We start from the raw sequence: 25,526 nt of genomic DNA on the forward strand, positions 1-25,526 counted from the left end.
CCACATTGGGAGGAAGTAAACTCATGAAGCTTCGCCATGTCGTTTCCGCCGCGCTTCTCGCGGCCACCACGATCCCGGCCTCGGCCGCCGAGATTTCCGATGGCAAGGTCAAGATCGGCATCCTCAACGACCAATCCGGCGTCTATGCCGATTTCGGCGGCAAGTGGTCGGTCGAGGCGGCCAAGATGGCGGTCGAGGATTTCGGCGGCAAGGTGCAGGGAGCGCCGGTCGAGATCATCAGCGCCGACCATCAGAACAAGCCCGATATCGCCTCCAACATCGCACGCCAGTGGTATGACACCGAACAGGTCGATGCCATCATGGAGCTGACGACCTCTTCGGTCGCGCTCGCCGTGCAGGGGATCTCCAAGGAAAAGAAGAAGATCGACATCGTCACCGGTGCGGCGACCACCGACCTCACCGGCAAGCAATGCTCGCCCTACGGCTTCCACTGGGCCTACGACACCCATTCGCAGGCGGTGGGAACCGGCGGCTCGCTGGTGCAGCAGGGCGGCGACAGCTGGTTCTTCGTGACCGTCGACTATGCGTTCGGCTATTCGCTGAAGGAGCAGACCGCCAAGTTCGTCGAGAGCCATGGCGGCAAGGTGTTGGGCGAAGTGCGTTATCCCCTCGGCGCGACCGACTATTCGTCCTTCCTGCTGCAGGCGCAATCGTCGGGCGCCAAGGTCATCGGCTTGGCCAATGCCGGCCTCGATACCTCCAATTCCATCAAGCAGGCAGCCGAATTCGGCATCGTGCAAGGCGGCCAGCGCCTGGCCGCGCTCCTGTTCACGCTGGCCGAGGTGCATGGGCTCGGCCTGCAGGCGGCGCAGGGCGTCGTGCTGACCGAGGGCTATTACTGGGACCGCGACGACAAGAGCCGCGAATTCGGGCAGCGCTTTTTCAAGCGCACCAACCGCATGCCGAACATGATCCAGGCCGCGACCTATTCGGCGGTGACGCAGTATTTGAAGGCGATCGACAAGGCCGGCACCGACGAGACCGAAGCCGTCGCCAAGCAACTCCATTCGCTGCCGGTGGACGATGCCGTCATCACCGGCGGCAAGGTCCAGGCCGACGGCAACATGGTCCACGACATGTATCTCTACCAGGTCAAGACGCCCAGCGAGAGCAGCAAGGATTGGGACTATTACAAATACCTCGCCACTATTCCCGGCAAGGAGGCGTTCCTGAGCGAGAAGGACAGCGGCTGCGCGACGGCCGCCCAGTGACGGGCGCGGCCACGGTGCCGCCCGACCTGACCGACCAGGAGCCGCGGGTGGTGCTTTCCGCCCGCGGCCTGCGGCGTGACTTTGCCGGCTTCGTCGCCGTCAAGAATGTCGACCTCGATGTCCGCCACGGCAACATCCATGCGCTGATCGGACCCAACGGCGCCGGCAAGACGACCGTTTTCAACCTGCTGACAAAATTCCTGGCGCCGACCAGCGGCAGGATCGACCTGCTCGGCCACGACATCACCCGCGCCTCGCCGGCCAAAGTGGCGCGCATGGGGCTGGTGCGTTCGTTCCAGATATCGGCGATCTTTCCGCATCTCAGCGTGCTCGACAATGTGCGGGTCGCGCTGCAGCGGCCGGCCGGGCTCGGCATCCAGTTCTGGCGCTCGCTGGCGGCCCTCGACCGGTTGACGCCGCGTGCCATGGAACTGCTGCGGTCCGTCGGCCTCGACGATGCCACGAACAGGCTGGCCGGCGATCTTTCCTATGGCAGGAAACGCGTGCTCGAGATCGCCACGACGCTGGCGCTGGGTCCCAAGGTGCTGCTGCTCGACGAGCCGATGGCGGGCATGGGCCATGAGGACGTGGCCACGGTTTCCGCCCTCATCCGCTCGGTGGCGAGTGACCGCGCGGTTCTGATGGTCGAGCACAATCTGACCGTGGTCGCCGATCTCTGCGACTGGATAACGGTGATGCAGCGCGGCGAGGTGCTCGCGGCCGGCGACTACGCCACCGTCAGCCGCGACGAGCGCGTCAAGGTGGCCTATATGGGTACCGCCGATGACTAGGGCTTCCCCCCTGCTCGCGGTCCGCGGCCTCAATGCCTGGTACGGCGAGGGCCATGCGCTGCACGGCGTCGATCTCGAAGTGTTTGCCGGCGAGACGGTCACATTGCTCGGCCGCAACGGCGTCGGCAAGACGACGACGCTGCGCGCCATCATGGGCCTGATCCGCCGGCGCACCGGCAAGATCGTTTTCGACGGCGCCGACCTGATGCGGCTGCCGCTGCACCGCACCGCGCACCAGGGCATCGGCTTCGTACCGGAAGAACGCGGCATCTTCTCGACGCTGACCGTCGACGAGAACTTGGTGCTGCCGCCGGTCGTCGCCTCGGGCGGCATGAGCGTCGAGGAAATCTTCGATCTGTTCCCCAATCTGAAGGAGCGGCGCAACAGCCCCGGCACAAGGCTGTCGGGCGGCGAACAGCAGATGCTGGCGATCGCGCGCATGCTGCGGACTGGGGTCAAGATGCTGCTCTTGGACGAACCGACCGAGGGCCTCGCTCCCGTCATCGTCCAACGCATCGGCGAGTTGCTGGCGACGCTGAAGCAGCGCGGCATGACCATCCTGCTGGTCGAACAGAATTTCCGCTTCGCCAGCCGTGTCGCCGACCGCTTCTACCTAATGGAGCACGGCAAGGTCGTGGCCGGGTTTCCCACCGGCGAACTGGCGGACCGCATGACGCTGCTCCACGAAATTCTGGGTGTATGATGGCGCCATGACGATGATCTTCGGCATCCCCGTCCAGGCATTGCTCGGCCAATTGCTGGTCGGGCTGATCAACGGCTCCTTCTACGCCATGCTGAGCCTTGGCCTGGCCGTGATTTTCGGCCTGCTGCGCGTCATCAATTTCGCCCATGGGGCCCAATATATGCTGGGCGCCTTCATCGGCTATCTCCTGCTCACCCATCTCGGCATCGGCTATTGGCCGGCGCTGGTCTTGGCGCCGCTGATGGTCGGCATCTTCGGCGTCGTGGTCGAGCGCCTGGCGTTGTCGCGGCTCTACGACACCGATCCGCTCTACGGCTTGCTTTTCACTTTCGGCCTCGCGCTCGTGCTCGAGGGCATCTTCCGCTACTATTACGGCGTGTCGGGAAACCCCTACGCCGTGCCGCCGCTGCTGGCCGGCGGCACCAATCTCGGCTTCATGTTCCTGCCCATTTATCGCGGCTGGGTCGTGGTCGCCTCGCTCATCGTCTGCTTTGGCACCTGGGCGTTGATCGAGAAGACCAGGCTCGGTTCCTATCTGCGCGCGGCAACCGAAAATCCTCGCCTCGTCCAGGCCTTCGGCGTCAACGTGCCGTTGCTCTTGACCCTCACCTACGGGCTCGGCTCGGCCCTTGCCGGGCTCGCCGGGATAATGGCCGCACCGATCTACCAGGTCAGCCCGCTGATGGGATCGGATCTCATCATCGTCGTCTTCGCCGTCGTGGTGGTCGGCGGCATGGGCTCGATCCTCGGCGCCATCGTCACAGGCTACATGCTTGGCCTCGCAGAAGGCCTGACCAAGGTTTTTTACCCGGAGGCCTCCAACCTGGTGGTCTTCGTCATCATGGCGATCGTGCTTTTGGTCCGGCCGGCCGGCCTGTTCGGAAAGGACGCCTGAGATGACGGAAGAGACATCCGACATGGCCGGGCTTTCGCTGCGCGAGGCATCGGCCAACCCCTCGCCAAGGCTCGAATGGGTGCTGGTCGGGCTCGGCATGGCGGCACTGCTGGCGGCGCCGTTCTTCGTCTATCCGATCTTCCTGATGAAGATGCTGTGCTTCGCGCTGTTTGCCTGCGCCTTCAATCTCCTGCTCGGCTATACCGGGCTCTTGTCCTTCGGCCACGCCACCTTCTTCGGCGGAGCCGCCTATTTCACCGCGCACGCCGTCAAGGTCTGGGGCTGGCCGCCGGAAGCCGGCATCCTGCTCGGCATGGCGGGCGCCGCACTGCTCGGCCTCGTCATGGGCTTCTTCGCCATTCGCCGGCAAGGCATCTATTTCGCCATGATCACGCTGGCGCTGTCGCAGATGTTCTTCTTCTTTTGCGTGCAGGCGCCGTTCACGCAAGGCGAGGACGGCATCCAGGGCGTGCCGCGCGGCGTCCTGTTCGGTGTCCTCGATCTCAACGCCCCGATGAACATCTATTATGTCGTGCTCGTCGTGGTCCTGCTCGGCATCTTCGCCATCTGGCGCATCGTCAACTCGCCCTTCGGCATGATCCTGCGCACGATCCGCGAAAACGAGAACCGCGCCATTTCGCTCGGCTATTCCGTAGCCGGCTACAAGCTCGCCGCCTTCGTCATGTCGGCGGCGCTGGCCGGGCTCGCCGGCTCGCTGAAGGCGATCGTCTTCCAGTTCGCCACGCTCACCGACGTCACCTGGCAGATGTCGGGCGAGGTCATCCTGATGACGCTGCTCGGCGGCATCGGCACCATGGTCGGCCCCATCATCGGCGCCAGCCTCGTCGTCGGCCTGGAAAACACGCTGGCTACATCAGGTTTCCCCGTGACCATTGCCACCGGCCTGATATTCATGGTGTGCGTGCTGGTCTTCCGGCGCGGGATTGTCGGCGAGGTTTACGCGCGGGTGCTGGGGCGGGCGAGGAAGGGGTGAGGGGCGGCCGCCGCAGCGCGGAAACATGTCACTGCTTAAAGCAGTGCTCACGGTGCCATTGTAGGAAATGAGGATGAGGGCGCTCAAGCGGTCGACGGGGTGGAAGCGCACGGCCTGACTTGTTGACGAATGCCCTTACGCTCTCAGGATCATTGACCAGCCGCGAAATCAGGATTTCCAGACCATCGTTTAGGCCGATCAATCCGCGATTGAGCTTGGAATATCTTACTCCCGTGCTGCCGGCCCATAAGCACCAAAAGCTCAGTCCACCTCACCCATAACACCCGCGCTCCACCGCCAGCCGCCGCACCAGCGCCAGCACACCATCGATCGCCGGCGTCGGCTTCCCCACCAGTCGCCCAAGCTCCTGCACCGCGCCGACCAGCGCGTCGATTTCCATCGGGCGGCCGCGTTCCAGGTCCTGGAGCATCGAGGTCTTGTGGTCGCCGACGTCGCCGGCGCCCTTGATGCGGCGGTCGACGTCTATGGGGAAGCGCACGCCGAGGCTTTCGCCGATCGCTTGCGCTTCCAGCATCATGGCGCGGGCGAGCGTGCGGGTGCCTTCGTCGGCGACGATCGCGGCCAGCGTCGAGCCGGTCAGCGCAGAGATCGGGTTGAAGGAGAGATTGCCCCACAGTTTTATCCAGATTTCTGCGCGTATGTCGTCGCGCACCGGCGCCTGCAGGCCGGCCTTGACCATCTCCCCGGCCAGGAGCGTCGCCCTTTCGCTCTTTTCGCCCGAGGGTTCGCCGAGCGAGAAGCGCCGGCCCTCGACATGGCGGATCAAGCCGGGCGCATCGACCTCGACGGCGGGGTAGACCACCGAACCGATGACGCGCCGCGGGCCGAGCCGGTCCCAGATCGTGCCGCCGGGATCGACCTGATGTAGCCTCGTGCCTTCGAGCGCGCCGCTGGTTTTATGGAAATACCACCAGGGAACGCCGTTCTGCATGGTGACGACCGATGTGTGGTCCCCAAGCAGCGGGGCGATCTGGTCGAGCGCGGGCGCGACGGAATGCGCCTTCAGCGCCAATACGACATAGTCCTGTTCGCCAAGGTCTTCGGCCTTGGCGGCGGCCCTGACCGGGGCGGTCGTTTCCTGTCCGTCCTCGATCAGGCGCAGGCCAGTGGCCTTGATCGCTTCGAGATGCGCGCCGCGGGCCGCGATCGACAGCTCGGTGCGGCCGGCGATGGCCAGCTTGGCCGCGAGATAGCCGCCGATGGCGCCCGCGCCGAAGATGGTGATCTTCATGATCGGAGTCCGAGCTTGGCGGCGAGCCCGATGCGCTGCAGCTTTCCGGTCGCCCCCTTGGGAATCTCCTCCAGGATCAGCACCTTGCGCGGCACCTTGAAGTCGGCGAGCCGCATCGCGGCGTGGGCGCGGATATCGCCCTCGCTGGCGCTCATGCCTTCGCGCAGCACGACCGCCGCCGCCACCTCCTCGCCGAGCTTGTCATGCGGCATCGCGAAGGTGACGACCTGCGCCACCGCCGGATGGTCCATCAGCACCTCGTCGACCTCGAGCGGCGAGATCTTCTCGCCGCCGCGATTGATGATCTCCTTCAGCCGGCCGGTGACCCTGAGATAGCCGTCATCGTCGAGCACGCCCTGGTCGCCGGTGTGGAACCAGCCATGCGCGAAGGCCGTGGCGTTGGCGTCCGGGTTCTTCTCGTAGCCTGAGGTGACGTTGGGGCCGCGAATGACGATCTCGCCCGTCTCGCCGGCCCGCATCAGCCGCCCGTCCGGCGCCATGACCGCAACCTCGGGTCCGCAGGCCGCACCCACGCTGCCCGGCTTGCGCAGGCCCGGCGGCAGCCGGTTCGACGCCATCTGGTGCGCGGCCTCGGTCATCCCATAGGATTCGATCACCGGGCAGCCGAAGGTCGCCTCGAGCTCGGCCATCACCTGCGCCGGCAGCGACGCCGAGGACGAGCGGATGAAGCGCAGGCGTGCCGCCGACAGCGCTTCGGCATTGCGCGCCGCGCGCGCCAGGATCGCCTGGTGCATGGTCGGCACCGCCGTGTACCAGCTCGGCCTGGCGTCACTCAGCCACTGGAAGAAGCGCAGCGCGTTGAAGCCTGGCGTGCAATAGATGCTGCCGCCGGATGCCAGTGACGACAGCACCGCCGCGATCAGCCCATGGATGTGGAACAGCGGCATGATGTTGAGGCAGCGGTCACCGGCCGTCAGGCCGAGCGTCGCGCCGATATGACGGGCGGAGGCCGCGACATTGGCATGGCTGAGTGGCACCAGCTTGGGCCGCGACGTGGTGCCGGAGGTGTGCAGCAGAAGCGCGATGTCATCGTCCCCGGCCATGGCGGGCGCCGCCTGCGGTCCGACCGCCGCGCCGTCGATGGTGAAGCCGCCGGCCGGCGCATCCGGCGGCACGATGAGCCGCAGCACGCCGATGCCGAGGCGCTCGGCCACAGTCACGGCAGGGCCGGTCTCGTTCTCGGCGACCAGGATCGCCTTGGGGCCGATGTCGGTGAGATAAAAGTCGAGCTCGTCCGCCCGGTAGGCGGGGTTGAGCGGCGCCGTCGGGGCTGTGGCGGCGACAGCGATGAAGGCCGTCGCCATCTCCGGCCCGTTTGGCAGCACGATCGCCACCCGGTCGCCTCGGCCGATGCCGAGGGTGTGGAGCTGTTTGGCCGTGGCGGCGATCAGCGCGCGCAGTTCGCCATGGGTCAGCATGGGCCTGTCGGGCGCCAGGATCGCTGGCGCGTCGTCGGCGCCGGCGACGAGGCGGCGGGAAAGGTCTGTGTGGGTTTGGATCATGGTCACCAGCTATGTTTCAAGACTATGGCTTGCGAAAGTCCATCGGACGTCAGCGCCGCCCCTCATTGCCCTGCCGGGCATTTCTCCCCGTATAGTGACGGGGAGAAAGTAGCAGTTTCTGCCTCGGCGCTTGTTCAGCGTAGGAGATTGGCGAAACCGTCGATGACATCACCTCTCGCCCCGTCATTATACAGGGAAGGATGCCGGCAGGCGGGTGAGGGGAAGCGCCAACGCCCGGCAGTTGCCTTGCCAATCACCTCAATACCCCAGCGCCATCCCGTCCTTGCGCGGATCGGATGCCCCCGTCAGCGTTCCCTTTTCCCAGTCGATCAGCACCGCCTGGCCGCCGCCGAGCGGATGGTGCGGCTCGGTGATCGCGTGGCCGCGCCGCCGCAGGCCTTCGATCGCCTCGGTGGGCACGTTGCGCTCGGCTTCCACTAGGCCGTCATTGTAGAACACGCGCGGCGCATCGAGCGCTTGCTGCGGGTCCATGCCGAAATCGATCATGTTGGTCAGAAGATGGACATGACCGAAGGGCTGGTAGCCGCCGCCCATGACGCCGAACGGCATCACCACGCGGCCGCTTTTGGTCGCCATGCCCGGCATGATCGTGTGCATCGGCCGCTTGCCGGGCGCGATGGCATTGGGATGACCTGCGTCAAGGCGGAAGCTCGAGCCGCGGTTCTGCAGCATCACGCCGGTCTTTGGGCCAACCACGCCGCTGCCGAAGGAATAATAGGTCGAGTTGATGAAGGAGACCGCGTTACGGTCGCGGTCGACGATCGAGATATAGACCGTGTCGCTGCCCGGCAGCTGCACGTCGGGCAAATGGGTCATGGCGCGCTCGCGGTCGATCTCGGCGCGCAGCCGGTCGGCATAGGCGGCCGATAGAAGCGCCCTCACTGGCACCGGGACATGGTCATGGTCGCCAACGAAACGGTCGCGGTCGCGATAGGCCAGCCGCCCGGCCTCGATTTCCAGGTGCAGGCGCTCGGCGCCGTTGGGGTCGAGCCCGCCGAGCTTGAAGCCCGACAGCACGTTCAGCATCAAGAGCGCCGTCAGCCCTTGGTTGTTCGGCGGCATCTGGTGGATCTCGTGGCCGCCATAGCTGACGCTCACCGGCGCCACATAGTCGCCCCTTGTCGCGGCGAAATCTTCCGCCGTGTGCAGCCCGCCCAGCTCCTTGAGCCGGCGCACCATGTCGACGGCGACCGCGCCTTCGTAGAACCCGGCGCGGCCCTTTTTGGCGATCACCCGCAAGGTCGCGGCCAGTTCCGGCTGCTTGTGCACGTCGCCGGCCTTTGGTGCCACGCCACCGGGCAGGAAGATGCGCGCGGCATGCTCGTCGGTGGAAAGATCGGTTTCGGGTTCGGCCCAGTCGAAGGCGACGCGGTCGTGCACGACATAGCCGTTCTCGGCATAGTGGATCGCCGGCGCCAGCACCTCGGCCAGGGTCTTGCTGCCATGGTCCTCCAGCAGCCGGCACCAGGCGTCGATGGCGCCCGGCACGGTCACCGCATGCGGTCCCTGCTTCGGTAGCTCGTTAAACCCCTTGTCGCGATACCAGTCGACGGTCGCGGCCGCCGGCGCCCGTCCCGAGCCGTTGAAAGCCAGCACTTGGCTTTGTCCCTTGGGGCAGTAGAGGACAAAGCAATCGCCTCCGATCCCCGTTGATTGCGGCTCGACCACGCCCTGCACGGCGGCGGCGCAGATGGCGCCATCCATGGCATTGCCGCCGGCGCGCAGCATCTCGATGGCCGCAAGCGTCGAGAGCGGATGCGATGTCGCGGCAATCGCTTCCGTGGCACGAACCGGCGAGCGGCCGGGAAACTGGAAATCACGCATCTGTTCTGGATATCCTAGGGCACTTGAAAGAATGGGTCACTTGAAGCGATGAGTCCGATGAAATCAATGCCGGCGGCCAAAGATCTGCGCCAGCGACAGCAGCAGGACAGACAGCACGATCAGGCAGGTCGAGATGGCGGCGATGGTCGGGTCGATCTGGTCGCGCAGCGCGTTGAACATGCGGCGCGTCAGCGTCGTGGTCTCCCCGCCCGAGATGAACAGCGAGACGACAACTTCGTCGAAGGAGGCGATGAAGGCAAACAGCGCGCCCGAGACGATCGAGAAGCGGATCTGCGGCATCGTCACCTGCCAGAAGGCAGCGACGCGTCCGGCACCCAAGCTGCACGCCACCCGCTCCTGGTTCATGTCGTAGGAGCGCAGGCCCGACAGCACCGTCAGCACCACCAGCGGCAGCGCCTGCACCGTATGCGCGATGACCAGGCCGGTCAGCGTGTTGTTGAGGCCGATGCGCGCATAGAGGAAGAAGGTGCCGATGCCGACCAGGATCACGGGGATGATCAGCGACGCGGTGAGCAGCGCGTTGATGGTGCCGTTGAAGCGCAGCGTGCCCCGGTTGACCGCATAGGCGGCGGCAGTGCCGAGCGGTGTCGCCACCAGCGCGGTCATGACAGCGACCCTCACCGACACGATGGTGGCGTCGCGCCATTCCGGCGACTGGAAATAGCTTTCATACCAGCGCAGGGACCATTGCCGCGGCGGGAACTGCAGCAGCGTCGAATCCGAGAACGACATGAGGACGATGATGACCGACGGCGCGATCAGGAACAGCAGCACGAGGCCGCCGAAGGCGTAGAGCCACAGCCGTTGCCGGTGCGAGATCGGCAGTCCGACGCTGTCACTCATCGCGAACTCCATACGCCGGTGGCGTGCGCACCGAGCAGCCACTGGAACAGGCCGAGAAGCGCCAGCGTGACCGTCAGCAGCACCACGCCGAGTGCCGCACCGGCGCCCCAGTTGGAATAGAGGCTGGTGGTCTGTTCCATGCGCATCGCCCACATCACCACCTTGCCGCCACCCATCAGCGCCGGCGTCACGAAGAAACCGAGGCACAGCACGAAGACGATGACCACGCCGGAGGCGAGGCCGGGCACCGACAGCGGAAAGAAGATTTGCCGAAAGGTCGCGGCCGGGCCGGCGCCGAGGTTCATGCCAGCGCGCAGGCAGTCGGTGTCGATCGTCTTCATCGAGGCATAGAGCGGCAAAACCAGGAACGGCAGCAATATATGCGTCATGCCGATGACTACGCCCGAAAAATTGTTGGCCAGCGACAGCGGCTGGCTGATCACGCCGAGATCGATCAGCCAGCTGTTGATCAGGCCCTTGCGCTGCAGGATCACCAGCCAGGCATAGGTGCGCACGAGCACCGATGTCCAGAACGGCAGGATGACGAAGATCAGGCAGATCGACGCGGCCCGGCCCGGCAGCTGCGACAGCATGTAGGCCAGGGGATAACCGAGCAGCACGCAGGCGCCGGTGACGATGAAGGCGACCTCGAAGGTGGTGATGAAGGTCCTGATGTAGGAGGCCTGCTCGAAGAAGCGCGCATAGTTGGCGGCGCTCAAGGCGCCGGTCTCGTCGAACAGCGACAGCCAGAACAGCCAGCCGATCGGCACGATGATGATGGCGCAGACGAGGAACAGGCTCGGCGCCAGCAGCGCCAGCAGCCGCAATGACTCGCGCCGCGCATCGGCGCGCAGGGCCTGCGTGTTCAGGTCCTGCCCCGCCGGCCTGGCGGTCTCCGTCACGATGGCGAACTGCGCGCTCATCCCTCGGCCGCCACCAGGATCGTGTCCTTGGCATCGAGGCCGAGCGTGATCGGCTGGCCGGGCGCCGGCAGCCTTGCCAGCACGTGGCTGCGGCAATAGTCGCGCAGCGTCACCTGGCGGCCGTCGCGCAGGCTGGCATAGCAGACGAAACTGTCGCCCTGGTAAATGATGTCGCTGACCGTCGCATCGAGCACATTGACGCCCGTCGACGGGTCGGATGCCGTGACCAGCCGCAGCTTCTCGGGTCGGACCACCATCAGATGCGGACCGGCCGGCGGCGTCGGTGCGCCGGTCTGGATCAGCCTGTCCTCATACCAGACCGAGCCATCGCGGCTTTCGACCGGGATGAAGTTCGATTCGCCGATGAAGCCGGCTACGAATTTTGTCTTCGGCGCGGCATAAATCGTTTCGGGCCTGTCGAGCTGTTCGATGCGGCCGCCGTTCATCACCGCGATACGGTCCGACATGGTGATGGCTTCGCGCTGGTCATGCGTGACATAAACCGTGGTCATGCCGAGACGGCGATGAAGCGCACGCAATTCGATCTGCATATGCTCGCGCAAACCCTTGTCGAGCGCCGACAAGGGTTCATCCATCAAGACGATGCGCGGCTCGAAGACGATGGCGCGCGCCAGGGCCACGCGCTGGCGCTGGCCGCCGGAAAGCTGGTCCACCCGGCGCTCGCCCAGGCCCTGCAGCTTCACCAACTCCAGCGCGTTCTCCACCCGCTGCGCCGTCTCTGTCGCACCAACGCCGCGCTGCTTCAGCGGAAAGGCGATGTTGTGGAAGACGTTCATATGCGGAAACAGCGCATAGTTCTGGAACACCATGCCGATATTGCGCCTGTGCGGCGGCGTGGTGATGATCTCGTCGCCGCCGACCTTGATCGATCCGCCATTGGCTCGCACGAAACCGGCCAGGATCATCAGCAGCGTCGTCTTCCCCGAGCCCGAAGGCCCAAGCAGCGTCAGGAACTCGCCCGCCTCGACATCGAGGTTCAGGCCACGCAGCACCGGCACGCTGCCAAATCGTTTCTCGATCGCCCGCATGCCGATCGGCAGCGCGGATGGTGCAATGGACAAGATCGTTATCTCCGAGGCAGAGACTGAAGGAGCGGGGCGGCGCTGGTGCCGTCCCGCAAGGTAAGGTTCCAGCCTATTGCTGGATCAGATTGTTGAACTTTTCCGTCGCCTCGACGAGGTTGTCGCGCCAGAACTCGGCATCCTGCAACACCTGCTTCTTGACGTTTTCGGGCGCCGAGTTGATGTCCTTGATCCGCTCCGGCGGGATCTTGCCGGTCTCGAAGGCCTTCTCGTTCACCGGTCCATTATCGACATAGAGCGGCAGATTGGCCTGCAGTTGCGGGCTGACGAACATGGCCAGCGCCTTCATCGCCGCGTCCTTGTTCTTGGCGCCCTTGGGGATGACCATGCAATCGGCGGTGAGCACGCCCTGGTCGAAGGAGAAGCTGACCGGCGCGCCTTCCTTCTTCAAAGTCCCGGCGCGGCCGTTCCAGATGCTCGCCATGTCGACTTCGCCATCCTTCACCAGTTGCATGGCCTGGGCGCCGGAGGTCCACCAGGCATCGACATGGCCACGGATCTTGTCGACCGATTTCAGCGCGCCGTCGATGTCGACGGGATAAACTTTGTCGATCGGCAGGCCGGAGGCGAGCGCTGCGACGCTCAGCGTCTCCGTCGCCTGGCTGCTGCTCAGTGCGCGCCGTCCCGGAAACTTTTCCACGTTCCAGAAGTCGGCCCATGTCTTCGGGCCCTTGTCCCCGAAGACGTCGGTCCGGTAGATCAGCACGACGGAAGTGTAGGAGATGCCGACCCAGTCGTCATGCACCAGCTTCGGGTTGATGCCGCTCTTGTCGATGATGCCGTAATCCAGCTTTTCGAACAGCCCTTCCTTCGAGCCGCGCGCGCATTCGTCGGCGCCGAGTTCGGTGATGTCCCATTTCACCGCATTGCCGGTCACCTGCAGCCGCACGTCATCGAGGCCGTTGGTCGTGTCTTCCTTGATGGTGATGCCGAGCGCATCCGCGGTCGGCTTGAAGAAGGCCTTGGTCTGCGCCTCCTGATAGGTGCCGCCCCATGAGGCGACGGTGATCGTGTCGGCGGCGACGGCCGGCACTGCCACGGAGGCAATGAGCCCGGCTATCGCTAAAGTTCTAAAGCTGGTGGTCCTGTTCATTTCAGTTCTCCGACCGGTGTTCCCATTTGTTTTTGATTTGGCATGCGATTTTGTATACAATTTAGAATGTAGCCGAGAGATCGGTGTTGTCAACCGCGACGGGCGCGATCGGCTGGACGGTGGGGACGGCGCCGCGGGCGTGGCAAATTACGCCGACTGCGACTACAAACGAGGCGATGTCCGGCTGAAGCGGCCGGGGAACTGGAAACGGAACTTGGCCAAGGAACCAAAAAACACGCTGCGCGACTCGGTCTATTCCGCGCTCAAGGCGATGATCGTGACCGGCCAGATTCCGCCGGGCTCACGCGTCACTGAAAGCGACATCGCGGCAAAACTCAATGTCAGCCGCACCCCCGTGCGCGAAGCCTTCAACCGCCTGGAGCGCGACGGGCTGGTCACCGGCCGGCCGCGCCAGGGCTATGCCGTCACCGAGTTCGACATCAACATGTTCCGCGAGGCCTTCGCCATCCGCGAACTGCTCGACGGCCATGCGACGGAATTGGCGGCGGCCGCCGCGACCGAGAAGGACAAGGCGCGGCTGCGCGCCATGCTGGCCGAGTGCGAGCGGCTGGCCGCCATTCCCGATCGCACGACGCGCGAAAAATTCCAGGAACTGGAGGTCGGCATCGATCTCCACCGCGTCATTGCTGAAATCAGCGGCAATGTCATGCTGCATGGCATGCTGTGCGGCATCCTCGACAAGTGCCAGCATTATGTCTGGACCGAACTCTTGTGGCTCGATGAATGGAAGATCGCCCGCGACGAACACGCCGAGATCGTCGAGGCGATCTGCGCAAATGATATCATCCGCGCCGGCGCCCTGGCCCGCGCGCATGTGCGCGGTTCGCGCGAGAACGTGCTGCGCCTGCTGCAGGCGAAATCGGATTATCAGAGCTTCCTGGCCAAGGCGTCCTGAGCGGACCAGCCATTCTTCCTACCTGGTTCAGCCGCCCTTTCCGAGCGTGGCCACCGCGTCGACGATCCGGGTGAAGCTCGCGCGGGCGCGGCCAACGGTATGCCGAGCCCTGAGATAGCCGTGCACCAGGCCGGGTTCCTCGAACCAGGTGGCGCGCCCGCCTGCCGCGACGATGCGGTCGCGATAAACCTCGCCATCGGATGACAGCGGGTCGCACTGGGCGGTAATCAGCACGGTCGGCGGCAAATTGGCGAAATCGGCATCGGCCAGCGGATACAGCGTGATGTCACCGGTCTGGTCCACACCGCCGGTACGGACGTGTTTGTAGAATTCAAGGTCGCGCACCGTCAGCATGGGCGCCTCGGCATGCGTCACGTAGGAGCCGAGCGCGCGATCGCCGCCGAGACCGGGATAGATCAGCACCTGGCCGACCGGCTTTTTCGAATTGCCACGGGTCGCGTGCGCAACGGCGGCGCAAAGATTGCCGCCGGCGCTGTCACCGCACAGCAAGACGGGGCGGTCGTAGGTCCCGGCGGCCCATTCGAAGGCGCTCATCGCATCGTCGAAAGCGGCCGGATGCGGATGCTCCGGCGCCAGCCGGTAGTCGACCGAGACCACCTCATAACCGGTGCGGCCGCAAAGTTCGGCACAGACGTCGTCATGGCTGTCCAGCCCGCCAAGGATGAAGCCCCCGCCATGGAGGTAGAGCACCATGGCGGCGTGGTCCGGCTTTGCGTTGCGGTAGATGCGGACCGGTATGTTGTTGACAGGTGTGGTAATGGCGGTCGTCTCCGCCGTCACGCCTTGCGGGTAGCCGGCAAAGAACTCACGGCACATGCGATCGTAGATCTCGCGCTGCTGCGCGATCCTGTGATCGATCGTGTCGGGCGGATAATAGGAATTCGTCCGCTCGATGAAGGCCCAGGTCTCGGCGTCGATCAGTTTGACGTAGTCGGTCATGAAGGGAGACCAGCTTTAGGTGATGGCGCCATCATCTCCGCAGCGTCACTTCCCCTTCCACACCGGTTCGCGCTTTTCGGCGAAGGCGCGGAAACCCTCCATGCCGTCCTCCGACCCATAGAGCGCATCGACGGTCGGCAACTGCCGGCGCGTCACCTTGTTCATCGCCTCCTGGAAGGTCAACGATTCCGCCACCCTCGCGGTCTCCTTGATCGCTGCGAACACCAGCGGCGGGCCGCTGGCGAGCAGCCGGGCGATCTCCCAGACGCGGTCCTCGAGCTTTTCCTTGGGCAAAACCTCGTTGACCAGGCCCCAGCGATGCGCCTCGGCGACATCCATCCAGCGGCCGGTGAGCAAAAGGTCCATCGCGACATGATAGGGGATGCGCTTCGGCAGCTTGATCGTCGCCGCGTCGGCCAGCGTGCCGGCGCGGATTTCAGGCAGCGCGAAGGAAGAATGGTCGGAGGCATAGATGAGGTCGCAGGACAGCGCCAGCTCGAAGCCGCCGCCCACCGCCATGCCGTTGACGCAGGCGATGACCGGCTTGTTCAGGTCGCGCAATTCCTGCAGGCCGGCAAAGCCGCCGACGCCGTAATCGCCGTCGACCGCGTCGCCGCTCGCGGCGGCCTTCAGGTCCCAGCCGGCGCAGAAGAACTTGTCGCCGGCGGTCTTGACGATGGCGACGCGGAGGTCGGGATCGTCGCGGAACGCCTTGAAGGTTTCGCCCATCAGCCGCGAGGTTTTCAGGTCGATGGCATTGGCCTTGGGGCGGTCGAGCGTGACCTCGAGGATCGAGCCTTCGCGGCGGGTCGAAATGACGTCAGACATTCTTGTTTTCTCCCAGCACCAGAAGCGCATCGGCGATCCAGGCGCCCTTGCCCTCGGAGCAGACGATCAGCGGATTGATGTCGAGTTCCTCGATCTCGCCGGCATTCTCCTGCACGAAGCCGGCAATGCCCGCGATGGCGTCGATGGCGGCCGCGAGATCGGCCTTCGGCCGGCCGCGATAGCCTTCGAGCAGCGGGAACAGTTTCAGGCCGCGCAGTGCGGCCTCGATGTCGTCGCGCGTTGCCGGCAGCATCAGCGTGACGCTGTCGCGCAGCAATTCGACCAGCACGCCGCCAGTGCCCAGCGTCATCACGGCACCGAACATCGGGTCGCGGGTGAAGCCGACGATCAGTTCGGCGACGCCGTCGCGCACCATGCGCTCGACATAGAGCCCGGTGCCGAGCGGCAACAGATCATGCGCCGCGGTGCTGACCGATTCGGCGTCCTTGAGATTCAGGCTGACGGCGCCGACCTCGGACTTGTGGGCGACGCCAAGGGCCTTCAGGGCGACGGGGAAGCCGAGCGCCATGGACGAGATCACCGCTTCGACCGCATTGCCGGCGCGTTCGCCTCTCGGCACCGGAAGCCCGGCCTTGATCAGCCGCGCCTTGGCTTGCGCCTCGTCGGGCGTGGAATGGTTACCGCCGGCAGCACCGGAGGCGGAGGTATCCACCGGCTGCGCCTGCGGTTCGCGCCAGGCCCAGCCGATGAAGGCCGCGGCCTGGGCCGCATCCATCGCCTCGGAAATGCCGAACAGCGGCACCATGCCGCGCGCCATCAGCTCGGCGGTGTATTCCTCCGGCAGGTTCTCCGGCAGCGACGAGACGATGGCGCCGTGCGCCTTGTTGGTCTTCAGCGCCGATTCGAAAGCGCGCAGCGTCGCCCACCAGTCGGTCACCGAGCAGCGATCGGGACGCGGGAAGTCGAGCACCAGCATGTTGAGGTCGAAGCCGCCCGACACCATGGCGGTGAAGGTAGCGGTCATCGCCGGTTCGTTGTTCCAGATGAAGGTGTGATAATCCAGGGGATTGGCCACCGCGACCAGCGGCCCGAGCGTCGATTTGACATGGGCGCGATGGGTGTCGTTCAGGACCGGGAAGTTGACCCACCGGCCTTCGGCGCTGTCGGCCATGACCGATGCCTCGCCGCCCGAACAGCTCATCGACGAGAGCTTGTAGCCGGGCAATGGGCCGGTGATGTGAAGCAGCTTCAGCGCCTCGATGAAGGAGGGGATGGAATCGACACGAGCGATGCCAAGCCGCCTCAGGAAGGCGCCCGAGGCCGCATCGGACCCGGCAAGCGAAGCGGTGTGCGAGACGGTCGCCTGCCGCGCCTGTTCGGAGCGGCCTACCTTCATGGCAATGATCGGTTTTTTCAGCTCACGCGCCCTGGCGGCCAATCGCTCGAAGCCGGCTACCGAATCGAAGGCCTCGATGTGCAGGCCAAGCGCGGTGACCCGCTCGTCCTCGATCAGGCCAAGCGCCATTTCGGACAGGCCGGTCTGCGCCTGGTTGCCGGCGGTCATCAGGAAGGCGATCGGCAGGCCGCGCTTCTGCATCGTCATGTTGATGGCGATGTTGGACGACTGGGTGATGATGGCGACGCCCTTGCCGCCCTCCTCCAGCCTGATGCCGCCATGCTGGTCTGGCCACAAAAGCGCGCCATCGGCATAGTTGATCAGGCCGTAGCAGTTCGGTCCGATGATCGGCATCTGGCCGGCGGCGGCCACCAGCTCGGCCTGCAGCCTTTCGCCATCTTCGTCATAGGCCTCGGTTTCGAGGAATCCGGCGGCAAAGCAGACGGCGCCGCCGGCCCCGCGCTCAGCCAGCGCCTTGATCACCTCGATTGTCAGGTGCCGGTTGACGCCGACAAAGGCCGCGTCCGGCGCGCCGGGCAGATCGGCGACCGAGCGGTAGGCCTTGCGTCCGGCAACCACGTCCTTGGTCGGGTGCACCGGCCAGATCTCGCCGGCAAAACCCATTTTGATGGATTGCGCGACGACCGCGGCAGCCTGCACGCCGCCGAACACGGCGATCGATTTGGGGCGCAGGAGGCGTTCAAGTTTATGCATGGTCATCTTTTCGTTTGAGCATGATCTCAGGAGAAACGATCTCGTTTGCCGACAAAATCGGACTCCGGCTTTCGCGGATCATGCTCTAAGCTCCGAAAGGACGCAGCAGCGCCCGCGAAATAATATGTCGCTGAATCTCCGACGTGCCCTCCCATATGCGCTCGACGCGGGCGTCGCGCCAGATGCGCTCCAGCGGCAGGTCGTCCATGAGGCCCATGCCGCCATGGATCTGGATCGCCTCGTCGGCAACGAAGGCGAGCATTTCGGTGGCCTTCAGCTTGGCCATGGCCATGTCCTGGTCGGTGACGGTGCCCTGATCGTACTTCCAGCCGGCTTCGAACACCATCAGGTCGGCGGCCTTGAGTTCCGTCGCCATGTCGGCGAGCTTGAACGACACGCCCTGGAACTTGCCGATCTGCTGGCCGAACTGCTGGCGCTGCGCGGCATATTCGACAGCATGGCCAAGCGCCCGCTCGGCACGGCCAAGGCAGGTGGCGCCGACCTGCAGGCGCGTGGCGCCGAGCCAGGAATTTGCGACGTCGAACCCCTTGTGCACCTCGCCCAGAACCTGGGATGCCGGCAACCGGCAGTCGTCGAATTCGAGAATGGCGTTGGTGTAGCCGCGATGCGAGACATTGCGATAGCCGTCGCGCACCGTGAATCCCTTGGTGCCCTTGTCGACGAAGAAGGCGGTGATCTTCTTGCGTTTTCCGCGCGGTGAATCCTCTTCGCCCGAGGCCATGAAGACGATGGCGAAATCGGCGAGATCGGCGTGGGAGATAAAATGCTTGGTGCCGTTCAGCACCCAGTCGTCGCCGTCCTGCACGGCGGTCGCCTTCATGCCGCGCAGGTCGGAGCCGGCGCCCGGCTCGGTCATCGCCAGGCAGTCCCATTTCTCGCCGCGGATGCAGGGGAAAAGATACTTTTCGCGCTGCTCCGGCGTGCCGGCGAGCAGGATGTTGGAAGGGCGCGCCACGCAGGTCCAGTGCAGCGCGTAATTGGCGCGGCCGAGTTCCTTTTCGTAGAGCAGCCAGGTCACGGTATCGAGCCCCGCGCCGCCGACATCGGCAGGCATGTTGGCGGCGTAGAGGCCGGCCTCGAGCGCCTTGGCCTTGATCTCCTCGATCAGTTCGCGGCGCAGCACGCCGGTGCGCTCGACCTCGCGTTCATGCGGATAAAGCTCATTCTCGACGAAGGCGCGCGTCGTCTCGACAATGAGTTTCTGCTCTTCCGAAAGACCGAAATCCATGGTCTCAGCCCTTCTTCTTTTTCTTCGGCTTTTCGGCTTTCTTGACCGGCTTGGCGGTCCTGGCCCTTTCCGCTGCCTTTGAGGCCACTGGCTTCTTCGCCGCCAACTTGGCCAGTTGCCTCGTATAATCCTTGTGCAGCGCGCCGGCGCCCCAGCCCTTGCCCTTGTTTTGCTTCGACAGCGCATCCATGATCGCGACCAGATTGTCGTCGCGGATTTTTTCCAGTTCGCGGATCGAAAGGCCGTGCGCCTGGTCGTCCGACTGGGTGGCGATCAGGTCGACCAGTTCGTCGTTGAACTCGGGCACGTCCATCAGCTTGGTCCACGGCCATTTCAGGCACGGTCCGAACTGCGCCATGAAGTGGCGCATGCCGGCCTCGCCGCCGGCAACACGATAGACCTGGAACATGCCCATCTGCGCCCAGCGCAGGCCGAAGCCGTAGCGCATGATGTCGTCGAGTTCCTCGACCGTGCAGATGCCGTCCTTGATCAGCCACAGCGCCTCGCGCCAGGCCGCTTCGAGCAGGCGGTCGCCGACGAAAGCCTCGATCTCCTTGCGGATGACGACCGGCTTCATGCCGATAGAGGCATAGATCTCCTTGGCGACTTCGATGGCTTCGGGGAAGGTCTGGTCGCCGCCGACGATCTCGACCAGCGGCAGCAGATAGACCGGATTGAACGGATGGCCGACGACCAGCCGTTCCGGGTGCTTCTTCATCGCCACCTGCATGTCGGTCGGCTTGATCCCCGAGGTCGACGAACCGACGATGGCGTTTGCCGGCGCGTGGGTGTCGATCTCGGCCAGCACCTTATGCTTGAGGTCGAGCCGTTCCGGCACGCTTTCCTGGATGAAGTCGGCATCCGCCACCGCTTCGGCGATCGTCTTGGCGAAGATCAGCTTGCCCTCTTTCGGCAGGCCGCCCGGCACCATCTGCTTGTAGGCGCGGCGCGCGCCCTTCATCACTTCCGAGACCTTGCGCGAAGCTTCGGGATCAGGATCGAAGATCGACACGTCAATGCCGTTAAGCAACAGCCGCGCCACCCAGCCGGCGCCGATGACCCCGCCGCCAATGGCGGCCGCCTTGTTGATGATGCTCATTGAGAGGCTCCGGTTCTTGTCCTGGCGGTTTCGGGATCGGTGAGAGGCACGCGCTCGCCGGCGCGGATGACCGATGGGTCGTAGGCTTTGCGGGCGAAGACTTCGAGCACGAACGGCCGGAAGAAGTCGATCGGCAGCGTCTCATAGTCAGGGTCGAAGCTCGACTGGTCCCAGCGTTCGCAGAATTGGTCGCAATCGTCGAAATAGGCATGGCCGGCGAAGCGGTCGCGCGCATGGCGATTGCCGCCGAGATGGTGGGCGTAATAGAGGCGCTGGAAGTCGCCATGCTTCTCCACCACCCAGGTGCATTGCTCGCGCACGAAAGGTTTCAGGATCGAAGCGGCATATTCGTCATGATTGAAGGGCGCGTAGATGTCGCCGATATCGTGCAGCACGGCGCAGGCGATCCAGTCGGTGTCGGCGCCGTCGCGCCAGGCCCGCGTCGCCGCCTGCAGCGAATGGCCGAGCCGGGTGATCTTGTAGCCCGACAGGCCCTCGTCGAGCTGCACCAGCGCGTCGAGCAGCCGCTCGCCGGTCCTGGCCGCGTAGTCGATCTCGTGGGCGGTCAGGAACTCGTAGTCTTGCCTGTCGCCATCCTTCATGGCGGTGAATTTTACGGTAGCCATATCGACCCTCCCTGCGAATTAGTCTTCTTGTTGTTTGAGCATGATATTATCCGAGAACCGGTTCCCACTTTTCGGGATCATGCTCACGCCGCGATGGCGCTCGCTTGGTCAGATTGAGCTTCTTGCGCACTTCTTCCGGCCCCAGGATCCGGGCGCCGAGATTGGTGACGATCGAGGCGGCACGCTCGACCAGTTGCGCATTGGTCGCCAGCACCCCCTTGTCGAGCCACAGATTGTCCTCGAGGCCGACGCGGACATTGCCGCCGGCGAGCACGGCGGCGGCAGCGTAGGCCATCTGGTTGCGGCCGATGGCGAAAGCCGACCAGTTCCAGGTCGACGGCACGTTGTTGACCATCGCCATGAAGGTGTTGAGATCATCCGGCGCCCCCCACGGCACGCCCATGCAGAGCTGTACCAGCGCGTCCGGATCGAGCACCTTTTCCTCGACCAGTTGCTTGGCGAACCAGAGATGTCCGGTGTCGAAGGCCTCGATCTCGGGCTTGACGCCGAGCGCCGTCATCATGCCGCCCATGGCGCGCAGCATGCCGGGCGTGTTGGTCATGACATAGTCGGCCTCGGCGAAATTCATGGTGCCGCAGTCGAGCGTGCAGATTTCGGGCAGGCATTGGCGCACATGTTCCATGCGGTTGGTGGCGCCGCCCATGTCGGTCCCTTTTTCGGTGAGAGGCAGCGGCGCCTCGGGCGAGCCGAACACCATGTCGCCGCCCATGCCGGCGGTGAGGTTCAGGATGACGTCCACGTCCGCCGCGCGGATGCGCTCGGTCACTTCGCGGTAAAGATGCACGTCGCGCCTGGGCTTGCCGGTTTCGGGGTCGCGCACATGGCAGTGGACGATGGCAGCGCCGGCCTTGGCCGCGTCGATGGCCGAATCGGCGATCTGCTTGGGCGAGCGCGGTACGTGCGGTGAGCGATCCTGCGAGCCACCAGACCCGGTCACGGCACAGGTAATGAAGACCTCACGGTTCATCGCGAGCGGCATCGAAACTCTCCTCCCATTCGAAACAGCCCCTACCATCGCTTGACTTGATCAAGGCTGCTTTGCGTTTTACGAAGGTGACATGATCAAAAGCGAAAAGTCCGTCTTTCAGGCCGAACGTGAGACCCTCAAGGTAACGTTCCTGGTGTTTTCCGGCTCCTCGATCATGTGCGTCGCCTCCGCCGTCGACCCGCTGCGCGCCGCCAATCGCATTTCCGGCGAGACCCTGTTCGATTTCAAGCTGGTCTCGGTGACAGGCGAGGCGCCGGTCACCACCTGCGGCCTGCCGGTGGCCGTCAGCGGCCGTTTCGACGCCAATGAGACAACCGACGTTCTCGTCGTCGTCGCCGGTTTCGGCACCCAGAATTACGCGACGTCGGCTCTGCTTTCAGGTTTGCGTAGGGCAGCGCGTGCGGCCCGCGCGTGCGGCGGTGTCGAGGCCGGCACCTGGCTGGTAGCGCGCGCCGGCCTGCTGGAGGGCCGCAGCGCAACCACCCATTGGGAAGACATGGAGGATTTTTCGTCCGCTTTGCCCGGCGTCGATGTCCGGCCGGACCGCTATGTCATCGATGGGCCGGTGTTCACCTCGGGCGGCGCCTCGCCGACCTTCGACCTGATGCTGCACTTGATTCGCACGCGGCTCGGCATGGCGGTGGCGCTCGATGTCGCCAGCGTCTTCATCTACGACCAGGCGCGTGCCGCGACCGATGCCCAGCCGCTGGTCTCGCTCGGCCGGCTCGACGGCTACGATCCGCGCCTGGCCCACGCGATCCGCTTGATGGAAGCGCATGTCGACCAGCCACTGACCATCGACGCTGTGGCCAGGCGCGCCGGAGTGACAGCGCGGACCCTGGAAAGCATCTTTCGCAAGTCGATCGGCGAGACGCCGGGCGCCTACTATCTCAGGCTGCGCCTGGGTGCCGCGCGCCGGCTCGTGGTCGACACGCGGATCGCCATGGCGGATATCGCCGGGCGGACGGGGTTCTCGTCTGCGGCAGCCTTTTCGAGAGCCTTTTCGAGAGCTTTTGGCGAAGCCCCTGTCAGGCTTCGCCGAGGTTGAATCCAGCTGGCTCAGACGGCGATTTGCTGGTCGCTCCCGCCATCGATCTGTGAGCGCATCTGTCTAGCCAGATGGGTCTCGAAACGGCTGGCGACAGCACGATCCCATTCGTTGGACCGGCGCGCGCCATCCCTGGGATGCGGCATTGCCATCAGCCGGTCGATGATCGATCCGGCCTCGCCAGGTGAGAGCAGGGCGTCGATTTCACGTTCGTTCTGCATATCGGTTCGCCTCCTTCTTCCTCTCCCGCTACGAGCCATACCTATACGAGATTCGTGACGGCAGTTTGAAGGCAAGAGCGAGGTCATTGAGAGGCGGCAAGGGGCAAAACCTTGTCGTCGATTTCAGCTTGGCGCGAAAAAGGTTTCCGAGCGCCAAGCTTTCGAAATCGCATAGGGCGCCGGCTTGAATTGCCGACGGTCAGGCAGCGTCAGACGTAGCGGTTGACGATGTTTTCGAGCAGTTCCTGGCGGCCGGAGCGCGGCTGCGGCTCGATCTTCTTCTTCACCACGCGCTCGGCGATCTCTTCCAACGTCCGCTTGCCCGACAGCATCGCCTTGGCCTCGGCGCTGTTCCAGCCGGCATAGCGCTCGGCGAGCGGACCCGACAGCGCCTTGTCCTCCATCATCTTCGCTGCCGCCTTGAGGCCGCGCGCGCAGGAATCCATGCCGCCGATGTGGCCGATCAGCAGGTCCTGCGGGTCGAGCGACTGGCGGCGCAGCTTGGCGTCGAAATTGGTGCCGCCGGTCTTGAAACCGGCCGGCCTGGAGCACCTGGTAATACGCCAGCGCCATTTCCGGCACGTTGTTGGGGAACTGGTCGGTGTCCCAGCCGGACTGATAATCGTTGCGGTTCATGTCGATCGAGCCGAAGACGCCGAGCGCGTTGGCCAGCGCCAGCTCGTGCTCGAAGGAGTGGCCGGCCAGGATGGCGTGGCCCTGCTCGATGTTGAGTTTGACCTCCTTCTCCAGGCCGAAACGCTTGAGGAAGCCGTAGACGGTCGCGACGTCGTAGTCATACTGGTGTTTTGTCGGCTCCTGCGGCTTCGGCTCGATCAGGATCGTGCCCTTGAAGCCGATCTTGTGCTTGTAGTCGACGACGAGATTCAGGAAACGGCCGGCCTGTTCCTGCTCGCGGGCAAGGTCGGTGTTGAGCAGCGTCTCATAGCCCTCGCGCCCGCCCCACAACACGTAGTTCTCGCCCTTCAGCCGCTTGGTGACGTCGATGCAGCTCTTCACCGTCGCCGCCGCATAGGCGAACACATCCGGATCGGGATTGGTCGCCGCGCCCGACATGAAGCGGCGGTTTGAGAACAGGTTCGCCGTGCCCCACAAAAGCTTGACGCCGGTCTGCTTCATCTTGCCGGCGAAATAATCGGCGATCTCATCCAGGCGGGCCGCACTTTCGGAGAAATCCTTGCCCTCTGGCCGCACATCGGCGTCGTGGAAGCAGAAATAGGGAGCGCCGAGTAGCGAGAACATTTCGAAGGCGACATCCGCCTTCAGCTTCGCCAATTCCATCGTGTCGACGCCGCCGGCCTTGGGAAACCAGGGACGGTCGAAGGTCTGGCCGCCGAACGGGTCGCCGCCCGGCCAGGCGAAGGAATGCCAGTAGGCGACGGCAAAGCGCAGATGGTCCTCCAGCCGCTTGCCGGCCACCTCTTCGTCGGGATTGTAGAAACGGTAGGCCAGCGGATTGGTCGAATCCGGTCCTTCATATTTGATTGTCTGGATGTCGCCGAAAAAGCCGCTGCTCATGGTTCTCTTCCTCTCCAAGATAAGTTTGCCCGATTACCTCAGGCGTAATTGGTTTCACGCCGGCGCTGGTCGAAAACGGTCCTGTCAAAACCGTCAAACCAAGGAGACAGACCATGACCGACCTCAACACGATCGCCCTGAACTACATCACCGCCTGGAACGAAAGCGATGCCGGCCGCCGGGCGGCCTTGCTCAACGCTGCTTTCACCGAGGACGTCAGCTATCGCGATCCGCTCATGCAGGGCGACGGCCATGAAGGCGTCGCGGCGCTGATCGACGGTGTCCAGCAGCGCTTTGCCGGCTTTCGCTTCTCGCTGAAGGGCACGCCGGACGGCTTTGCCGACAGGATCCGCTTTTCGTGGAATCTTGGCCCGGAAGGTGTCCCTTCCGTCATCGAAGGCACGGATATCGGCGTCATCGAGAACGGTCGCCTGAAGAGCGTCACCGGGTTTTTGGACAAGGTTCCGGCGCAGTGACGTTTTGACGGCAAGTTGAGTGGCTCCGACTCTTACGGCAGTTGCTTGCCTAATCTGTAGAGGGGACCAATTGGCGAAGTCGGCGCCGCCCCTCATCGCCCTGCCGGGCACTTCTCCCCGTGTACTGACGGGGAGAAGTGGGCCGGCGGCAATCTCGACGCCTTTCCTGCGACGTTGGTGATTGCCGAAACCAGCAATGACAGCGCCCCTGTCCCCGTCTCTACACCGGGAGAGGATGCCGGCAGGCAGGTGAGGGGCAGCGCCAACGC

23 protein-coding genes and 2 pseudogenes are annotated in these 25,526 nt (G+C 64.6%); 8 read left to right on the top strand and 17 right to left on the bottom strand.

The window, feature by feature from the left end; all coding sequences use genetic code 11:
- Positions 1-23: 23 nt before the first annotated feature.
- From ACVWWD_RS08800 to ACVWWD_RS08820, 5 genes are read left to right on the top strand one after another with little or no spacing between them, the layout of a single operon-like run.
- The gene (locus tag ACVWWD_RS08800) at positions 24-1,232 is read left to right on the top strand and encodes an ABC transporter substrate-binding protein (protein WP_023772105.1); all 1,209 of its coding nucleotides are present in this window, start codon (positions 24-26) and stop codon (positions 1,230-1,232) included.
- Entirely contained in the window at positions 1,229-2,023 is a 795-nt protein-coding gene (locus ACVWWD_RS08805; protein ID WP_457103026.1) for an ABC transporter ATP-binding protein, read from the top strand. Before ACVWWD_RS08800 ends, ACVWWD_RS08805 begins: the two co-directional genes overlap by 4 nt.
- The gene (locus ACVWWD_RS08810) at positions 2,016-2,726 is read left to right on the top strand and encodes an ABC transporter ATP-binding protein (RefSeq protein WP_352546368.1); all 711 of its coding nucleotides are present in this window, start codon (positions 2,016-2,018) and stop codon (positions 2,724-2,726) included. Before ACVWWD_RS08805 ends, ACVWWD_RS08810 begins: the two co-directional genes overlap by 8 nt.
- Before the next feature lie 7 nt (positions 2,727-2,733).
- Positions 2,734-3,621 (top strand): branched-chain amino acid ABC transporter permease, encoded by an 888-nt coding sequence (locus ACVWWD_RS08815; RefSeq protein WP_352546369.1) that lies wholly within the window; start codon positions 2,734-2,736, stop codon positions 3,619-3,621.
- A 22-nt stretch (positions 3,622-3,643) separates the two neighbouring features.
- Positions 3,644-4,615 (top strand): ABC transporter permease subunit, encoded by a 972-nt coding sequence (locus tag ACVWWD_RS08820; RefSeq protein ID WP_435053969.1) that lies wholly within the window; start codon positions 3,644-3,646, stop codon positions 4,613-4,615.
- A gap of 28 nt (positions 4,616-4,643) precedes the next feature.
- Here the strand turns inward: ACVWWD_RS08820 and ACVWWD_RS08825 are convergent.
- The 8 genes and pseudogenes from ACVWWD_RS08825 to ACVWWD_RS08860 all read right to left on the bottom strand — a co-directional run.
- Positions 4,644-4,826 (bottom strand): annotated as a pseudogene (locus ACVWWD_RS08825) (HNH endonuclease); the annotation flags it as partial.
- 60 nt (positions 4,827-4,886) lie between these two features.
- A complete protein-coding gene (locus ACVWWD_RS08830) occupies positions 4,887-5,867 on the bottom strand; it encodes a 2-dehydropantoate 2-reductase (protein WP_457103027.1) in 981 nt (326 codons plus the stop codon).
- Entirely contained in the window at positions 5,864-7,390 is a 1,527-nt protein-coding gene (locus ACVWWD_RS08835; RefSeq protein WP_352546410.1) for an acyl--CoA ligase, read from the bottom strand. The genes ACVWWD_RS08830 and ACVWWD_RS08835 overlap by 4 nt, the downstream gene beginning before the upstream one ends.
- Positions 7,391-7,648: 258 nt before the next feature.
- Positions 7,649-9,235 (bottom strand): gamma-glutamyltransferase, encoded by a 1,587-nt coding sequence (gene ggt, locus ACVWWD_RS08840; protein WP_352546372.1) that lies wholly within the window; start codon positions 9,233-9,235, stop codon positions 7,649-7,651.
- Between the two features lie 63 nt (positions 9,236-9,298).
- On the bottom strand, positions 9,299-10,099 hold the full coding sequence (locus tag ACVWWD_RS08845) for an ABC transporter permease (RefSeq protein ID WP_457103028.1): 801 nt from the start codon (positions 10,097-10,099) through the stop codon (positions 9,299-9,301).
- Positions 10,096-11,022 carry an ABC transporter permease gene (locus ACVWWD_RS08850; protein ID WP_352546374.1) on the bottom strand — a complete coding sequence of 309 codons (927 nt, stop codon included), beginning with the start codon at positions 11,020-11,022 and terminating at the stop codon, positions 10,096-10,098. Before ACVWWD_RS08850 ends, ACVWWD_RS08845 begins: the two co-directional genes overlap by 4 nt.
- Positions 11,019-12,104, bottom strand: a complete 1,086-nt coding sequence (locus ACVWWD_RS08855) for an ABC transporter ATP-binding protein (RefSeq protein WP_352546375.1) — start codon at positions 12,102-12,104, stop codon at positions 11,019-11,021. Before ACVWWD_RS08855 ends, ACVWWD_RS08850 begins: the two co-directional genes overlap by 4 nt.
- Before the next feature lie 73 nt (positions 12,105-12,177).
- Positions 12,178-13,218, bottom strand: a complete 1,041-nt coding sequence (locus ACVWWD_RS08860; RefSeq protein ID WP_023772116.1) for an ABC transporter substrate-binding protein — start codon at positions 13,216-13,218, stop codon at positions 12,178-12,180.
- A gap of 214 nt (positions 13,219-13,432) precedes the next feature.
- Between ACVWWD_RS08860 and ACVWWD_RS08865 the strand changes: the two genes are divergently transcribed.
- The gene (locus ACVWWD_RS08865; protein WP_031240303.1) at positions 13,433-14,134 is read left to right on the top strand and encodes a GntR family transcriptional regulator; all 702 of its coding nucleotides are present in this window, start codon (positions 13,433-13,435) and stop codon (positions 14,132-14,134) included.
- Positions 14,135-14,161: 27 nt separating this feature from the next.
- Here ACVWWD_RS08865 and ACVWWD_RS08870 read toward each other — a convergent pair whose 3' ends face one another.
- From ACVWWD_RS08870 to ACVWWD_RS08900, 7 genes are all read right to left on the bottom strand, one after another.
- On the bottom strand, positions 14,162-15,094 hold the full coding sequence (locus ACVWWD_RS08870) for an alpha/beta hydrolase (protein ID WP_352546376.1): 933 nt from the start codon (positions 15,092-15,094) through the stop codon (positions 14,162-14,164).
- Between the two features lie 45 nt (positions 15,095-15,139).
- Positions 15,140-15,922: a carnitinyl-CoA dehydratase gene (locus tag ACVWWD_RS08875; RefSeq protein ID WP_023772119.1), complete on the bottom strand. Its 783-nt coding sequence runs from the start codon at positions 15,920-15,922 to the stop codon at positions 15,140-15,142.
- Entirely contained in the window at positions 15,915-17,993 is a 2,079-nt protein-coding gene (locus ACVWWD_RS08880) for an acetate--CoA ligase family protein (RefSeq protein ID WP_352546377.1), read from the bottom strand. Before ACVWWD_RS08880 ends, ACVWWD_RS08875 begins: the two co-directional genes overlap by 8 nt.
- A gap of 85 nt (positions 17,994-18,078) precedes the next feature.
- Positions 18,079-19,242, bottom strand: a complete 1,164-nt coding sequence (locus ACVWWD_RS08885) for an acyl-CoA dehydrogenase family protein (protein ID WP_352546378.1) — start codon at positions 19,240-19,242, stop codon at positions 18,079-18,081.
- A 4-nt stretch (positions 19,243-19,246) separates the two neighbouring features.
- Complete coding sequence (locus tag ACVWWD_RS08890) at positions 19,247-20,341, bottom strand: carnitine 3-dehydrogenase (RefSeq protein WP_352546379.1); 1,095 nt, start codon at positions 20,339-20,341, stop codon at positions 19,247-19,249.
- The gene (locus ACVWWD_RS08895) at positions 20,338-20,967 is read right to left on the bottom strand and encodes an HD domain-containing protein (protein WP_023781911.1); all 630 of its coding nucleotides are present in this window, start codon (positions 20,965-20,967) and stop codon (positions 20,338-20,340) included. The genes ACVWWD_RS08890 and ACVWWD_RS08895 overlap by 4 nt, the downstream gene beginning before the upstream one ends.
- A gap of 46 nt (positions 20,968-21,013) precedes the next feature.
- Positions 21,014-21,967 carry a 3-keto-5-aminohexanoate cleavage protein gene (locus ACVWWD_RS08900; RefSeq protein ID WP_457103029.1) on the bottom strand — a complete coding sequence of 318 codons (954 nt, stop codon included), beginning with the start codon at positions 21,965-21,967 and terminating at the stop codon, positions 21,014-21,016.
- 79 nt (positions 21,968-22,046) lie between these two features.
- Here ACVWWD_RS08900 and ACVWWD_RS08905 point away from each other — a divergent pair, with 79 nt between their 5' ends.
- Positions 22,047-23,024: a GlxA family transcriptional regulator gene (locus ACVWWD_RS08905; protein WP_352546381.1), complete on the top strand. Its 978-nt coding sequence runs from the start codon at positions 22,047-22,049 to the stop codon at positions 23,022-23,024.
- An 11-nt stretch (positions 23,025-23,035) separates the two neighbouring features.
- Here ACVWWD_RS08905 and ACVWWD_RS08910 read toward each other — a convergent pair whose 3' ends face one another.
- Positions 23,036-23,245 (bottom strand): hypothetical protein, encoded by a 210-nt coding sequence (locus ACVWWD_RS08910; protein ID WP_023772126.1) that lies wholly within the window; start codon positions 23,243-23,245, stop codon positions 23,036-23,038.
- 209 nt (positions 23,246-23,454) lie between these two features.
- A pseudogene (xylA, locus tag ACVWWD_RS08915) lies at positions 23,455-24,781 on the bottom strand (xylose isomerase).
- A gap of 113 nt (positions 24,782-24,894) precedes the next feature.
- Between xylA and ACVWWD_RS08920 the strand changes: the two are divergent.
- A complete protein-coding gene (locus ACVWWD_RS08920; RefSeq protein WP_352546383.1) occupies positions 24,895-25,257 on the top strand; it encodes a nuclear transport factor 2 family protein in 363 nt (120 codons plus the stop codon).
- Positions 25,258-25,526 lie beyond the last annotated feature (269 nt).

It is taken from the genome of Mesorhizobium sp. URHB0026 (assembly GCF_054059755.1).